At 76.7% G+C, this 14,887-nt stretch carries 12 protein-coding genes; 7 read left to right on the top strand and 5 right to left on the bottom strand.

Annotated features, from left to right (window positions below; genetic code table 11):
* Positions 1 to 104: 104 nt before the first annotated feature.
* From panC to ABZ495_RS07750, 4 genes are all read right to left on the bottom strand, one after another.
* A complete protein-coding gene (panC, locus tag ABZ495_RS07765; protein WP_329488336.1) occupies positions 105 to 1,013 on the bottom strand; it encodes a pantoate--beta-alanine ligase in 909 nt (302 codons plus the stop codon).
* Positions 1,013 to 1,957, bottom strand: a complete 945-nt coding sequence (locus tag ABZ495_RS07760) for a DUF2520 domain-containing protein (RefSeq protein WP_352286152.1) — start codon at positions 1,955 to 1,957, stop codon at positions 1,013 to 1,015. The genes panC and ABZ495_RS07760 overlap by 1 nt, the downstream gene beginning before the upstream one ends.
* Before the next feature lie 193 nt (positions 1,958 to 2,150).
* Positions 2,151 to 2,840 carry a response regulator transcription factor gene (locus tag ABZ495_RS07755; RefSeq protein ID WP_329488334.1) on the bottom strand — a complete coding sequence of 230 codons (690 nt, stop codon included), beginning with the start codon at positions 2,838 to 2,840 and terminating at the stop codon, positions 2,151 to 2,153.
* Between the two features lie 31 nt (positions 2,841 to 2,871).
* Complete coding sequence (locus ABZ495_RS07750) at positions 2,872 to 4,098, bottom strand: sensor histidine kinase (protein ID WP_359834910.1); 1,227 nt, start codon at positions 4,096 to 4,098, stop codon at positions 2,872 to 2,874.
* A 128-nt stretch (positions 4,099 to 4,226) separates the two neighbouring features.
* Here ABZ495_RS07750 and ABZ495_RS07745 point away from each other — a divergent pair, with 128 nt between their 5' ends.
* Both ABZ495_RS07745 and ABZ495_RS07740 read left to right on the top strand, forming a co-directional pair.
* Positions 4,227 to 5,246 carry an SAM-dependent methyltransferase gene (locus ABZ495_RS07745; protein WP_359805156.1) on the top strand — a complete coding sequence of 340 codons (1,020 nt, stop codon included), beginning with the start codon at positions 4,227 to 4,229 and terminating at the stop codon, positions 5,244 to 5,246.
* Positions 5,243 to 6,412: an NADH-quinone oxidoreductase subunit D gene (locus ABZ495_RS07740; RefSeq protein ID WP_329488331.1), complete on the top strand. Its 1,170-nt coding sequence runs from the start codon at positions 5,243 to 5,245 to the stop codon at positions 6,410 to 6,412. Before ABZ495_RS07745 ends, ABZ495_RS07740 begins: the two co-directional genes overlap by 4 nt.
* Positions 6,413 to 6,471: 59 nt before the next feature.
* On the opposite strand, the gene ABZ495_RS07735 is transcribed toward ABZ495_RS07740, so the two are convergent.
* Positions 6,472 to 7,308: a hypothetical protein gene (locus tag ABZ495_RS07735; RefSeq protein WP_359805278.1), complete on the bottom strand. Its 837-nt coding sequence runs from the start codon at positions 7,306 to 7,308 to the stop codon at positions 6,472 to 6,474.
* Positions 7,309 to 7,565: 257 nt separating this feature from the next.
* On the opposite strand from ABZ495_RS07735, the gene ABZ495_RS07730 reads away from it, so the two are divergent.
* The 5 genes from ABZ495_RS07730 (at position 7,566) to ABZ495_RS07710 (ending at position 14,677) form a co-directional block, all read left to right on the top strand.
* Positions 7,566 to 7,982, top strand: coding sequence for a hypothetical protein (locus ABZ495_RS07730; RefSeq protein WP_359834908.1), 417 nt, complete (start codon positions 7,566 to 7,568; stop codon positions 7,980 to 7,982).
* Positions 7,983 to 8,163: 181 nt separating this feature from the next.
* Positions 8,164 to 11,067, top strand: coding sequence for a toxin glutamine deamidase domain-containing protein (locus ABZ495_RS07725; protein WP_359834906.1), 2,904 nt, complete (start codon positions 8,164 to 8,166; stop codon positions 11,065 to 11,067).
* Positions 11,068 to 11,229: 162 nt separating this feature from the next.
* The gene (locus ABZ495_RS07720) at positions 11,230 to 12,534 is read left to right on the top strand and encodes an SUKH-4 family immunity protein (RefSeq protein WP_359805152.1); all 1,305 of its coding nucleotides are present in this window, start codon (positions 11,230 to 11,232) and stop codon (positions 12,532 to 12,534) included.
* 211 nt (positions 12,535 to 12,745) lie between these two features.
* Positions 12,746 to 13,606: a glycerophosphodiester phosphodiesterase gene (locus ABZ495_RS07715; RefSeq protein ID WP_359834904.1), complete on the top strand. Its 861-nt coding sequence runs from the start codon at positions 12,746 to 12,748 to the stop codon at positions 13,604 to 13,606.
* A 108-nt stretch (positions 13,607 to 13,714) separates the two neighbouring features.
* The gene (locus ABZ495_RS07710; RefSeq protein WP_359834902.1) at positions 13,715 to 14,677 is read left to right on the top strand and encodes a Ppx/GppA phosphatase family protein; all 963 of its coding nucleotides are present in this window, start codon (positions 13,715 to 13,717) and stop codon (positions 14,675 to 14,677) included.
* Positions 14,678 to 14,887: the final 210 nt, after the last annotated feature.

Genomic DNA, 14,887 nt, shown 5'->3' with positions numbered 1-14,887 from the left:
TCCAGTGAGTGCATGCCTGAGGGAATGTGCTGCCGGACGGTCCTGCGGGTGGTGCGACCGCGGGTGGTGCGACTGCGGGGGCCCGCGGGTGGTGCGTCGCCGCGTCAGCGGCAGATGATGCGGACGTTGTCGATCAGGCGGGTGGAGCCCACCTTCGCGGCGACGGCCAGCACCGCCTCGCCCCGGAAGTCGTCCGCCGCTTCGGTGAAGTCGTGCGGGTCGATCAGGGCGAGGTAGTCCAGGGTGACACCTTCGGCGGCGTCGAGGGCGGCCGCGGCGGCCTCGCGCACGGCCTGCGGACCCTGCGCGGCCACGTCGCGGCCGGCGAACAGGGCCCGGGACAGCACGAGCGCGTGCTCGCGGTCCTCGGCGGACAGGAAGCGGTTGCGGGAGGAGAGCGCCAGCCCGTCCTCCTCGCGGACGGTCGGCACGCCGACGATCTCGACGTCGAAGTCCAGGTCGGCGACCATCCGCTGGACGAGCGCCAGCTGCTGGGCGTCCTTCTCGCCGAAGAAGGCGAAGTCCGGGTCGGTGATGTGCAGCAGCTTGGCCACCACGGTCAGCACCCCGTCGAAGTGCCCGGGCCGGGTGGTGCCCTCGAAGCGCTCGCCCATCGGGCCGGCCGCCAGGCGCACCTGCGGCTCGCCGTTCGGGTAGACCTCCTCGACGGACGGCGCGAAGACGACGTCGGCACCGTTCTCCTCGGCCAGCCGGACGTCCGCCTCCAGGTCGCGCGGGTAGCGTTCGAGGTCCTCGCCGGCGCCGAACTGCAGCGGATTGACGAAGACGGTCACGGCGACCCGGCCCTCCCGGCCGACCTGCTTGCGGGCGGCCCGGATCAGCGCGCCGTGGCCCTCGTGCAGCGCGCCCATCGTCATCACGACCGCGTTGTCCACCGGCTGCTCGTCCGGCCAGAAGGCCGCCTCGAAGTCGGTGACGCTCCGGGTGACGACGGCCCGGTGGACCTTGGGTGCCCGCTGGGCCTTGCCGGCCTGCTTGCCGCGTGCTGCCATCAGTTCTCCTCGTTCAGTACGTCCAGCAGCGCCGCCGCCGACGCTTCGTCGATCGTCCCGTGGGCGAGCGCCCGCTGGGCGGTGGCGCGGGCCATCGCCCGGTAGGCGGCCGGGATGTCCGGGGACACCGTACTGAGCTGCGCCAGGTGGCGCCGAACGGTGCCCGCGTCGCCCCGCGCGACCGGGCCGGTGAGGGCCGCGTCGCCGGAGCGCAGGCTGTTGTCCAGGGCGGCGCCCAGCAGCGGGCCGAGCAGTCGGCCGGGCTCGGCGACCCCGGCCGTGCGCAGCAGCTCCAGCGCCTGGGAGACCAGGGTGACCAGGTGGTTCGCGCCGTGCGCGAGGGCCGTGTGGTAGAGCGGGCGGACGCCCTCCGGCACCCACTCGGGCTCGCCGCCCATCTCGACCACCAGGGCCTCGGCCACGGGGCGCAGCTCCTCGGGGGCGGTCACCCCGAACGGGCAGCCGGCCAGCCGGGCGAGGTCGACCGTGGTGCCGGTGAAGGTCATCGCGGGGTGCAGTGCCAGCGGCAGCGCCCCGGCCCGGGTGGCGGGCTCCAGGACGGCGACGCCGTGCGCGCCCGAGGTGTGCACCACCAGCTGGCCGGGGCGGACCGAGCCGGTCGCGACGAGGCCGGCCACCAGGTCGGCCAGCGCGTCGTCGGGGACGGTGAGCAGCACCAGGTCGGCGGCGGCGAGCACCTGCGGCGGGGTGACGATCCGCACGCCCGGCAGCAGCTGTTCGGCGCGGCGGCGGGAGGCGGCGGACACCCCGGAGGCGGCGACCACCCGGTGCCCGGCGAGCTGCAGGGCGGCGCCCAGCGCGGGGCCGACCCGGCCGGTGCCGACCACCCCGACGGCGAGCCGGGCCGGCCGGTTGCCGGGGTCGGCCGGGTCGCCGAAACCGTCGTCGAGCGGGCCGGGGCCGACGCTGTCGGAGGCGCTCACGCGGCCACCTCCGGGTCGTTCCCGGGCCGGGGGGCACCCCGGCGCTCGGCGGGGGCAATCGCCATGGCGCACCTCTCGACGGTGAGCCCGGTTCGCTCGCTCACAGCTCGGCCCTGGTCCTCACTCTTACCGTTCCGGTCCTCTGCGGGTACCGGACGCACCGGCCCATTCTACGGCCGGGGCGGACGGCGGATTAATCCGCGGCGCCGGCCCGGATCAGGCCCGCCTCGTAGGCGAGGACGACGGCCTGGACCCGGTCGCGCAGGCCGAGCTTGGCCAGGATCCGGCCGACGTGGGTCTTCACGGTGGCCTCGGACAGGACCAGCCGGGCGGCGATCTCACCGTTCGAGAGGCCCTGGGCGACCAGCAGGAACACCTCGCGCTCGCGCTCGGTGAGCGGGCCCAGGGTGTCCGGTCCCGGCGTGCTCGCCGCGGTGGGCAGCACCTCGGCGAAGCGGTCGATCATGCGGCGGGTGGTGGTCGGCGCGACCACCGCGTCGCCGCCGTGCACCGCGCGGATCGCGGCCACCAGCTCGGTCGGCGGCACGTCCTTCAGCAGGAACCCGCTGGCCCCGGCCTTGAGCGCGGCGAAGGCGTACTCGTCCAGGTCGAAGGTGGTGAGGATGAGCACGTGCGGCGCGTTCGGCAGTGGGCTGCCGTCCTCGGCGAGGCAGATCCGGCGGGTGGTCTGCACCCCGTCCAGGCGGGGCATCCGGACGTCCATCAGGATCACGTCCACCTGCGTGTGCCGCAGCCGCTCCAGGGCCTGCGCGCCGTCGCCGGCCTCGGCGACGATCTCGATGTCGCCCTGGGACTGCAGGATCATCCGGAAGCCGGTGCGCAGCAGCTCCTGGTCGTCGACGAGCATCACGCGGATGGTCAAGGTGGCTCCTAGTTCGTGGGCGGCAACGGGGTCAGTGTGCTGCCTTGAGGGGCAGGACGGCGCGGATCCGGAAGCCGCCGCCGGGGCGCGGCCCGACGTCGAGGCTGCCACTGACCATGCCGACCCGCTCGCGCATGCCGATCAGGCCGTGCCCCTGGCCGTCCGTCCCGCCGGCGGCGAGCTGCTCGTCCGTCGAGCCGCGGCCGTCGTCCTCGATCAGGACGGCCAGCTCGCGCTCGCCGAAGTCGACCGCGACCCGGGCGTGCACATCGGGGCCGCCGTGCTTGCGGACGTTGGTCAGTGCTTCCTGGACGATCCGGTAGACGGTCAGCTCGACGCCGCGCGGCAGTTCGCGCGGGTCGCCGGAGGTGGCGAAGTCCACCTGGAGGCCGGCCGTGCGGACCTGGTCCAGCAGCTCGGGCAGCTCCTCGACGCCGGGCTGCGGCACGTACTCCTCGGCGGTGTCCGCGGTGCGCAGCACACCCAGCAGCCGGCGCATCTCGACGAGCGCCTGGCGCCCGGTGGAGGCGATCGTGCCCAGCGCCTCCCTGGCCTGCTGGGGCGAGTTGTCCAGCACGTAGGCGGCGCCGTCGGCCTGGACGATCATGACGGAGACGTTGTGCGCGACCACGTCGTGCAGCTCGCGGGCGATCCGGGCGCGCTCGGCGGCGACCGCCACCTTGGCCTGGGCGTCGCGCTCGCGCTCCAGCCGGGCGGCGCGGTCCTCCAGCTCGACCAGGTAGGCGCGGCGCACCCGGGTGAGCCGGCCCCAGGCCCAGCAGAGGATGAACGGGCTGCTCATCGCCGCGGTGAGCAGCAGGAACTCGCCCAGGCTGTACGAGCGCTGCTGGGCGTCGCCGTTCGGGTCGATCACGGTCTTGCTGAGGTGGAGCTGCCAGTACGTCAGCGGTCCGGCCGCCAGCCCGGCGGCCAGGGCCAGCCGGGAGATCCAGGCGGAGCCGAAGGCGGCGCCGGTGTAGGCGAAGACCAGGTACCCGATGCTGGAGCCGGCGGGCAGGATGCCCAGCGTGATCTGACCGATCCCCAGCGCGGTGGCGGCGGCCACGGTGGCGTCGGGGTAGCGGCGCCGGAAGACCATCAGCAGCGGGATGAGCAGGGCGATGGCGAACTGGGCGGGGGCCCGCCAGGCGCTGTTGTCGCCGCCGTCCGGCAGGAGCCCCAGGAACAGCACGATCGCCGCCCAGGCGGAGTCGACCACCATGGGGTGACGGCGGAGCCAGGCGTTGAGTCGTTGCACGTCTCAAGCGTAGGCAGTCGCGGAGCGTGGTCAGGTCCGCCGGGAGGGCGATCCGTCCTACTCCCTAGGTCGGAGAAGCCCGGACTCCGGTTGGGAGGGGAACCCCGGCGCCGGTAGCGTCCCGCCGCATGACTTGGATGCGGTGGCGGCCCGCCATGGAAGAGGCCCTCTACGCCCCCGTCGGCGGCTTCTACCGCAGGCCGGAGGGGCCGGCCGGGCACTTCCGCACCTCGGTGCACGCCTCCCCGCTGTTCGCCCGCGCGGTGGCCCGGCTGCTGCTGGACGTGGACGCGGCCCTCGGCCGTCCGGAGGAGCTGGCCTTCGTGGACGTCGGGGCGGGCCGCGGCGAGCTGCTGACCGGGGTGCTGGCCGAGCTGCCGGACGGCGTGCTGGCCCGGCTGCGGCCGTACGGGGTGGAGATCGCGGCGGACCGCCCGGCGGGACTGCCGTCCACAGCCCTGTGGACGGACGAGGTGCCGCGCGGCGTCAGCGGGCTGCTGTTCGCCAACGAGTGGCTGGACAACGTGCCGCTGGACCTCGGCGAGGTGGACGAGGACGGGGTGCTGCGCTACGTCGAGGTGGACACCGCGACCGGCGAGGAGCGGCTCGGGTCCGCGGTGGACGCGGCCGACGCCGCCTGGGCCGCGCGCTGGTGGCCGGCCGCCGAGCCGGGTGACGTCGTGGAGTTCGGCGCCCCGCGCGACGCCGTCTGGGCCTCGGCCGTCGCCGGGCTGGAGCGCGGTCTCGCGGTCGCGGCGGACTACGGGCACACCGCCGCGAGCCGCCCGCCCCTCGCCACCCTGACCGGGTTCCGGGCGGGCCGGGAGGTGCGCCCGGTGCCGGACGGCTCCTGCGACCTCACCGCGCACGTGGCGCTGGACGCGGCGGCCGCGCCCGCCGTCCACAGCCTGTGGACAACGCAGCGCGAGGCGCTGCGGGCGCTCGGCGTGAGCGGTGCCCGACCGCCGCTGGCGCTGGCGTCCACCGACCCGGCGGCCTACCTGCGGGCGCTCGGCGGTGCCGGGGAGGCCGCCGAGCTGACCGACCCGGCGGGCCTGGGCGCGTTCGGCTGGCTCGCCCAGGCCGTCCGCATGCCGGTACCGGAGACCCTCGCCGGCCTCGGGGGATGGCAGACTCTCGGGTCATGAGGGAGACCACGGTCGGCATCGGGGCGGGAGCCGAGAACTTCACCGGCGCGGCGGGCAGCACCGACATGGTGCTCAACATCGGCCCGCAGCACCCGGCGACCCACGGTGTGCTGCGGCTGAAGCTGGTGCTGGACGGCGAGCGGATCGTCACCGCGGAGCCGGTGATCGGCTACATGCACCGCGGCGCGGAGAAGCTCTTCGAGGCCCGTGACTACCGGCAGATCATCATGCTGGCCAACCGGCACGACTGGCTCTCCGCGTTCGCCAACGAGCTGGGCGTGGTGCTCGGCGTCGAGCGGATGCTCGGCATGGAGGTGCCCGAGCGCGCGGTCTGGATCCGCACCCTGCTCGCGGAGCTGAACCGCGTCCTCAACCACCTGATGTTCCTCGGCTCCTACCCGCTGGAGCTGGGCGGGATCACCCCGATCTTCCATGCCTTCACCGGCCGTGAGGACCTCCAGCACGTGCTGGAGGAGGCCTCCGGCGGCCGGATGCACTACATGTTCAACCGGGTCGGCGGCCTCAAGGAGGACCTGCCGGCCGGCTGGCTCGGCCGGGTCCGGGCGGCGATCGCCACCGTCCGCTCGCAGCTGCCGGTCTTCGAGGACCTCGTCCTCGGCAACGAGATCTTCCGGGCCCGCACCGCCGGCGTCGGCGTGCTCAGCCGGGCGCACGCCGAGGCGTACGGGGTCAGCGGCCCGATCGCGCGTGCCAGCGGGCTCGACTTCGACCTGCGCCGCGACGAGCCCTACCTGGCGTACGGCTCGGACGAGCTGCGCGCGGTGCTGACCGTGGTCACCCGTGAGGAGGGTGACTGCCTGGCCCGGTTCGAGTGCCTGCTGGAGCAGACCGTCAACGCGCTGGACCTCGCGGACGCCTGCCTGGACAAGCTCGCCACGCTGGCGCCCGGCCCGGTCAACCTGCGGCTGCCCAAGGTGCTCAAGGCCCCCGAGGGCAGCACCTACGCCTGGACGGAGAACCCGCTCGGCGTCAACGGCTACTACCTGGTCTCGCGCGGCGACAAGACGCCATGGCGGCTGAAGCTGCGCTCGGCGTCCTTCAACAACATCCAGGCGCTCACCGAACTGCTGCCCGGCACCCTGGTCGCCGACATGGTGGCCATCCTGGGCTCGATGTTCTTCGTCGTCGGCGACATCGACAAGTAGGCGGCATCGACACGTGGCGGTGGGGCGCCGGGCGGCGGCGAGGGCGTACCACCGGCGGGCTACTTCTTGCGGCCCGGCTTCCGGCCCGGGTCGGCCGGGTGCGGCGCCACCTTGCGGTCGCCCTTCGTGGCGATCCGCTGCTCGCAGAGGCCGGCCAGCACCTCGTACCCGGCCTTGCCCATCAGCTCGGTGAGCTCGGGGCGGTAGCTGATGTACACCGGGTCCGGGCCGGTGTGCGCGTCCGGGCTGCCGGTGCACCACCAGTGCAGGTCGTGGCCGCCCGGGCCCCAGCCGCGGCGGTCGTACTCGCCGATGGTGACCTGGAGGTAGCGGGTGTCGTCCGGGCGGTCGATCCAGTCGTAGGTGCGCCGCACCGGGAGCTGCCAGCAGACGTCCGGCTTGGTCTCCAGCGGCTCCTTGCCCTCCTTGAGGGCGAGGGTGTGCAGCGCGCAGCCGGCGCCGCCGGCGAAGCCGGGGCTGTTGAGGAAGAGGCAGGCGCCGTTGACCCGGCGGGTCTGCCGGTCGCCGTCCTCGTCGAACATGGTGATGCCGCCGTCGAGCCGGATCCGGCCCTTGGCGTCGGTGCCGTGCGCGTGGTTCTCCCAGATCTCGGGCGTCAGCCGGGCCGCGTGGCCGGCCACGCGCCGCTCGTCGTCCTCGTCCGAGTAGTGCGCGCCGAGCGTGCAGCAGCCGTCCGACTCGCCGCGGCCCTCGCGGATGCCCTGGCAGCCCCGGCCGAAGATGCACGTCCAGCGGGAGGTCAGCCAGGTGAGGTCGCAACGGAAGACCTGCTCCTCGTCGGCCGGGTCGGCGAATTCGACCCAGGCCCGGGGGAAGTCGAGCGGGACCTCGGGGCGCGGGGCGTCGAGCGGGGCCTCGACGCGCAGGGTCGGCATCGCGAGGTCGACCGGGGTCGCGCCGGCCTTGGTCTTCTTCTTGGAGGTCTCTGCTGCTGCCACCCGGCAAGGGTAGAGCCTTCACGGCGGTGCGAACCGCCTGCGGGCGGGGCATTTGCGGTGGTTTCGCCGAGCGGCGGCCATCGGAGCCGCCGTCGGGCGAGGTGAAGGCGGGGTGAAGAGGTCTCCGGCGCGCTGCGGCCCGGCGCGGCCGCCCCTCTAGGATGGCGGCCGGTCCGCTACGGGGAGGTACGGGGATGGCGAGCGGCAGTGGGAACGGCGATGCCGGAGGCGGCACCTTCGCCCTCAAACCGTGGGAACTGCACGGTGAGGGGCGCGAGTTCGAAAAGATCTCGGAGGACTTCGGGAAGGCCGTCAGCACCTTGGAGCAGTCGCTCGCGGCGCTCGGCAGCCCGTGGGGGCAGGACCGGCCGGGCAGCGGATTCGCCGCCGCCTACAAGGACGCGCGCGGCGGTCTGCTCGGCGGTCTGCGCGGGCTGGCCGGGCAGCTGGGGCAGGTCGGCTCGGGGCTGCACACCATGGCCGAGCGGACCGTCGACGCGGAGACCGCGGCGGCCGCCGGCTTCGGCGGCGCGGCGGGGCAGGGCGGGCCGGTGACGCCCGCGGCAACCCCGGGGGCCCGTACGACCGTCCCCAAGGACAGGTCGGCCTGACGGCCGGGGCCGTCCGCCGGACGCGGACCGCGGGTGACGCGGGCCGTGCGCGGCGGTCGGCACCCCGTGTTCCGTCGCCGCCGTGCTCCGCCACGCCGTGGCCCGCACGTCGTGGCCCGCACACCGAAGTCCGCACGCCGCGGTCCGTACGTCGAAGTCCGTACGTCGAAGGGGGAAGCGCATGTCCCGCAAGCTGCCCGAGGAGCTGGCACCGCTGCTGGCCAGGACCGGCCACCAGTGGCCCCAGGCCGACGAGGACGGGCTGCGCAGGGCGGCCGGCCTCTGGCGCGACTTCGGCGTCGAGGCCGAGCGCCTCGGCAAGCGCGGCGGGGACTCCGCCAAGCGCGTCACCGGGGAGAACTCCGGCCGCGCGGTGGACGCCTTCGGCGAGTACTGGCGGGCGTTCAGCGGCCGCGGCACCGGCCACCTGGACGACGCGCACAGCGCCACGATCCTGGTGGCCGGCGCCTTCGACAAGGCCGCCCGGGCCGTCGACAGCTGCAAGGCCGACCTCGTCGCCACCCTCACCGAGCTGGCCGCCGAGCTGAAGAAGGCCGAGGAGCAGGCGGCCCGGGCCAAGGCGGCCGCGGCCGAGGTCGCCACCGCCACCCGCGGCGACGGAGCGGCGCCCGGCGGGGTCTTCGGCGGGCTGCGGCAGGGCCTCGGCGCGGTGGCGGCCGGGGTGCGCGACGCTGCCACCGAACACGTCGCCGAAGCGGTGGCGGCGGCCGCCGTCGAGTCCGCCGGGCTGAAGATCGGCGGCCTGCTGGACGAGCTCGGCCGGGCGATGAAGGACGGGCTGGACGGCACGCTCAAGGAGCCCGCCGTGGTCGCGCTGCTGCGCCTCGCGCCGGGCGGCGTCCCCGGGGTGCGTCCGGCGTCGTTCACCGGCGGGGCCTTCGACCCGGTCGCCGCCGGGCTGCCCGCCGTGCTCGGCGAGCCGGGCGTGCTGGGCGCGGACGGCGCGGGCCTGGCGGTGGTGCTCGGTCAGGACGGCCGGCCCGTGGTCGGCGTGCCGGGGCTGGCGGTCAAGCTCGACGAGGCCGGCCGACCGGTGCTCGACGAGCACGGAGACCCGGTCATCGTCCGGGCCGACGGCACGACGGTGACGGACCCGAGCGGGCTGCTCGTCGTCCCGGGCCCGGACGGCAAGCCGGTGGTGGGGGTCGAGGACCTCGCCGTGAAGGTGGACGAGCAGGGGCGGCCGGTGCTGGGCCGGGACGGCCTGCCGGTGCTGACCGACAAGGACGGCAAGGAGGTCCGCGGCATACCGCTGACCGACCCCGCGGCGGGTCGCGGGAACGGCCACGGACTGGACGGCAAACCGGGCGGGCCGCTCGCCGACGGGCCGGGCGCGGTGCTGCCGGGCGCACCCGGGGCGCCCGGCGTCCCCGGGGCCGGCACACCCGGGGCCGGGCCGGACGGCGTGGTCGTGATGGACGGCGCCGGCCGCCCCGGCCCGGGCGGTCCGGGGGAGCACCCGGACCGGGCCCCGGACGGGGGCGGTACGGGGCCGCTGCGGACCGGTTCGGCCGGCGGCGACCGGACGCCGGACGGCCCGGGCCGTCCGGCCGCCCCGGCACAGTTCGCCAGTGGTGGCGGCGGCGACGGTGGTGGCGGCGACGGTGGTGGCGGTGGCGGCGCGGTCGGCTACGGCGGCCGGGCCGACGACGACTACCACCTGCCGCCCGCCCACCCGGCGGGTGGCGGCGGCGCGCCCGTGACCGTACGGACCGACTCGGTGCTCGCGCCGCCCGCACCGCAGGCCCCCGCCGCGCCCTCGCACCTCGGCGCGCCGGACGTGCCGTCCGGCGGCGGACCCGCCCAGGGCGGCCCGCACGGCACCTCCTACGGCGCCCAGTTCACCGTTCCGGTGGCCGCCGGGCCGACCGGCCCCGGTCCGCTGGCCGGCCCGTCCGGCGGTTCCTACCCGGGCCCGGTGGCGGCCGGGCACGGTCCGGCGCCGTTCGGCAGCGGGGTCGGCGCCGGACCGCCCGCCGCCGGGGGCGCCCCCGGCGCCGTCCCGGCCGGGCCCGTGGGCGCGGTCGGCCCGGTCGTCGTCCCCGGCCCGGGCACCCCGGCGGCCGGGGCCCCGGGCACGTCCGGGACGCCCGGCGCCCCCGCCTCCGGACAGCAGGCGCCCGCCGAGGGCCGGCCGGGCGCCGGGGTGGGCGCGGGCGCCCCGCGGGGGGCCACCGGCACCCCGCACCCGGTCGCCGCGCCCGGCCCGGTGACCGTCCTGCCGCCGTCGGCCCCGCCGGTCGCCGGCCCCGGCCGCCCCGAGGAACACCCGGAGGACCACCGCCGGCGCCCCGGCGGCTCCCCGGCCGAGGGCGGGGACAGCCTGGCCTGGGCCGCCGTCCCGGTCGCCACCGCGCACGCCCTGGCGCTCCAGCTGGCCCGGCGCGCCCTGCGCGGCGGCGGCGCCGAGGAGGAGTTCCAGGCGCGCCTGCGGACCATCGCCGACAGCCGCCCCTACGGACTGCCCGGCGGCCTGGCCCCGGTCGACCCGGAGCACCAGCGCGAGGTCGAGCGCCGGGCGCCCCGGGACGCGGCCGGTCTGCCCGTCCGCCACCCCGACCCGGCGGCCGGCGGCTGGACGGAGGTGGTCAACGCCGACGGCCCGCACGCCCCGGGCCGGGCGAACAACAGCCTGGAGATCGCGCTGTCCGCCGTCGACACCTTCACCGGCCGCCCGACCTGCGCCGCGCCCCGGATCCCCACCGAGGGCGACGCGGGGGAGCGCGGCGGCCGGGACCGTGCCGAACGCGAACTCGGCGCGCCCTTCCGCGACCTCGGCGACGGCGGCCCGGCCTTCGGCCGTCTCACCGGCGAACTGCGGCGGGCCGGCCACGGCGCCCAGGCCGTGCTGCTCACCCTGGACGGCTTCGGTCGTCCGCACGCCTGGAACGCCGTCAACCACCGGGACACCGTGACCTACCTCGACCACCAGGTCGGCCGCCGGGGGGCCGAGCCGCTGCACGACGCCGCCCACGGCCTCTGGGCGATCGCCCTCGACCCGGACGGGTGCCCGCTCGACCTCGCCGCGCGCCGTCCGGAGCCGGCGACGAGCGGCGCCCGGTGACCGCCGTCCTGAGCCGTCCCGAGCCGGCGGCGACCGCCGGCCGGTGGCCCGCCACCGGGCGCCGCGTCGGGGCGCTGACCGGCGGTGCCCGGTGACCCTCCGTCCGCCCCTCTCCGCCCGCGCGCCCCTCCCGGGCCGCGCCCATGCAAGGAGCACCACCCTGTGACCACCCGCGCGCAGGCGGTCGAGGCCGCCCACCGCTGGATCAACGGCGAGCTGCCGAGGGCCTCCGCCGACGGCTCGACCGGGAGCCGGCGGGTGCACTCGCACGAGTTCGACCTCGGCTGGGTGGTCTGGGCGGAGCCCTCGCCGGTGGGGGTCGACCCGCTGACGGGGGAGCGGCGCGCACCCGAGGAGGTGGGGGCGGCCTGTGCGGTGGTGGACCGGATCACCGGGCGGTTCACCGTCTGGCCGTCCGTACCGGTGGACGAGGTGACCGCGCTCTACCGGGACTTCGTGGGCGCCGGCGCCCACGACCCGGCCCTGCCACCGGCCACCGGCCGGGGCACCCGGGCCGAGCTGACCTACCGTGACGACCTCGGCGAGGTCCGCTCGCTGGCGCTGCGCTCGGCGCCCGGGCTGCCGCACCCGGCGCTGCGCGGCTGGTGGTGGCTGCGCGAGCGGGGCGTCCGCCCGGAGGACGTGCTGGCCGTCCGCACCGACCTGCGGCTGAGCGCGCTGCCCGGCGGCTACTGGGCGTACGCGCTGGCCGCCGAGCTGCCGGGCGCCCGGGTGGAGGCCGAGCTGTCCTACGGACCGCGCTTCGACCACCGGGCGGCAGCCGTCCGCGCGCTCCCGGCCGAGCCCGGCGGACCGGTCCGCAACCGGGTGCCCTTCCCGCGCGGCGGCCCGGCCCCGGCCGCCGGAGCGGACGACGGGCTCGCGGCGCTGCTGGTGGAACGCTTCGGCGCCGGCGGCGTCCGGCGCTTCGACCCGGCCGACGTCGCCCGGGCCGACCTGCCGGAGGAAACCGCCCGGGTACTGCTGACGGTCGGCGTGCCCGTCGCGGTCGAGGGCTTCTTCGCGCTGCACCACCCGCGGCCGGACGCCATCGCCGACGGCACCCGGCCCGGTACGGTGCTGCCGTCGCTCGCCGCCCACCTGGCGCAGACCGGCCGCGGCACCCGGGTGGCCGAGCGGGAGCGCCTCGCACTGGCCCCACAACTGCTGCTCGGGACGGACGGCTGGGCGCTGATCGCCCTGGACACCGCCTGCGGCGCCGTCCGGGCCGTCGACCCCGACTACGCCACCGCCCGGCACTGCAACGCCGGGCCGGCGGCCTTCGTCCGCAGCCTGGCCCTGTTCGCCGGGTGGCTGCCCGGGCTGCCCGGGCTGGACCCGCGGGCCGCCGGCACCGCCGTCGCCGAGCTGCAGCGCGCGCTGGCGGCGATCGACCCGACGGTCTTCGACGACCCGGAGAACTGGTGGGCCGTCATCGTCGAGCAGCTGTGGGACGGTCTGCTGTGACGCCGGGGCGGCGCGTCCGGGTGACCCGCGGTGCGCCGCCGCCGGGCCGGAGCGGGCGGCGGGCGCACGCTGGAGGCGACCGCCGGCACGGTCAGGTTGTCGGACCGGTTCGCTGATCCCCCGCCGACGCGTCGACGAAGTCCCGGACGCCCGGCACCCCGCCGGACACCCGCGTCCGCCCGGCGTCCGAACCAGAGCTGGAGCCCGAGCCGTGACCGCCTCGCCCCGCACCGCCCACGCGGCCGTCCTCGCCGCCCTCGCGGTGCTGGCCGGCGGCTGCGCCCCCGCCCCCGAGCTCCGCGCCCACCCGGTCGCGGCCGAGCGGAGCTGCGACGCCCCGACGGTGATCGGCCACCGGGGCGCCCCGCTCGACGCCCCCGAGAACACCATGGGCTCCTTCGAGACGGCCCTCGACCAGGGCGCCGACTGGCTGGAGACCGACGTCCAGACCACCCGGGACGGCGTGCCGGTCCTGATGCACGACCCCACCGTGGACCGCACCACCGACGGCCACGGCGCCGTCGCGGACCTGACCGCCGCTCAGGTCGCCGGGCTGCGGGTGACCGTCGGCCCCGGCCCGGCCGAGGCCGTGCCGACGCTGGAGCACCTGCTGAAGCGGCTCGCCGGCAGCCCCGTGACGCTGCTGATGGAGATCAAGTGGCAGCGGGCCGAGGACGTCGTCCGGATCGCCCGGATCGCCGCCGGCAGCGGCGCCCGGGTCTACCTGTACTCGTTCTCCGCCGAGCACCTGCGCCAGGCCCACGCCGCCGCCCCCGCCCTGCCGGTCGTCCTCATCCAGGGCGCCTCGCTCGCCGACGACCCCGGTGACCTGCCGCTGCACGGCATCGCCCTGGAGGGGGCGCTGGCCACCGCCGACCGGATCGCCGCCGAGCGCGCGGCCGGCCGCGAGGTCTACGTCTGGACGCTGGACGACGAGGCGTCCTGGCAGCTGATGACCGACCGGGACGCCGACGGCCTGATCACCAACGCCCCCGGCCGGGCCCGCCGCTGGGCCGACGCCGGCTGCCGCACCCTCCACCCGGCCGCGCCGCGGGGCACCCACGGGCCCTGAGCCGGCGCCGCTGGTCCGGACCAAGTCACCGGGCCCGGACCGCCGGACCAGCACGAATACCGACGCGCCAGGTCTGTCCGGAGGCGGGATCGCGTAGCGTGAAGGGCTATGCGACTCGGTGTTCTCGACGTAGGTTCCAACACGGTCCACTTCCTCGTGGTGGACGCGCACCCCGGTGCCGCCCCCGTCCCCGCCTACTCCCACAAGGCGGAGCTGCGGCTCGCCGAACTCCTCGACGACCGGGGCGTGATAAGTGAGCCCGGGGTGGCGAAGCTGGTCGGCATGGTCGCCTCCTCGCTGCGGGTCGCCGAGGACAAGGGCGTGCTCGACATCCTGCCGTTCGCCACCTCCGCCGTCCGGGAGGCCGCCAACGGCGAGGAGGTGCTGCGCCGGGTCGCCGAGGAGACCGGGGTCGAACTGCGGGTGCTCTCCGGGCAGGACGAGGCGCGGCTCACCTTCCTCGCCGTCCGCCGCTGGTTCGGCTGGTCCTCCGGCCGGCTGCTCAACCTGGACATCGGCGGTGGCTCGCTGGAGATCGCCTGCGGGCTGGACGAGCAGCCCGACGTGGCCTGTTCGCTGCCGCTGGGCGCCGGCCGGCTCACCGGCCGCTGGCTGCCCGGGGACGTCGCCGACCCGGAGGGCCTGCGCGAACTCAGACGCCACATCCGGGCCGAGATGGCCACCGTCGTCGGCGAGATCGCCCGGCTGGGCTCCCCCGACCACGCGGTCGCCACCTCCAAGACCTTCAAGCAGCTCGCCCGGATGACCGGCGCGGCCCCCGCCGACGCCGGCCCGTACGCCGACCGCCGGCTGACCCGCAGCAACCTCTCCGCCTGGCTGCCCCGGCTCTCCGCGATGACCGTCGCCGAGCGGGCGCAGATCCCCGGTGTCTCCGAGGGCCGCGCCAAGCAACTGCTGGCCGGCGCCCTGGTCGCCGACGCCGCGATGGACCTCTTCGGCCTGGACGAGCTCGACATCTGCCCGTGGGCGCTGCGCGAGGGCATCATCCTGCGCCGCCTGGACACCATGGACGGCGCGGTCGACCGCCGCCGGCCCGCGCTCGCCACCTGAGGGGCGGTCCGGCCGGCCCGCGCCGGGAGGGCCGCTCCCCGTTCCGGGCGCGGTCCGCTTACGCTGTCTCCCGTGGCGCAACCAGCGGACGAGGACGGGACGCGGGAGGGCCGCGCTCCCGGGGACGGGCAGCCGCGGCCGGACACCCCGCGCCGCACGGACCCGCCGCCCGCGGCCGCCGGCGGCGAGCCGACCGGGACCGGCGGTGCC

The organism is Kitasatospora sp. NPDC005748 (assembly GCF_040630735.1).
Taxonomy (GTDB): Bacteria; Actinomycetota; Actinomycetes; order Streptomycetales; family Streptomycetaceae; genus Kitasatospora.
The sequence above is the reverse complement of the archived record's forward strand: the minus strand, read 5'-3'. Positions and strand labels throughout refer to the sequence as shown.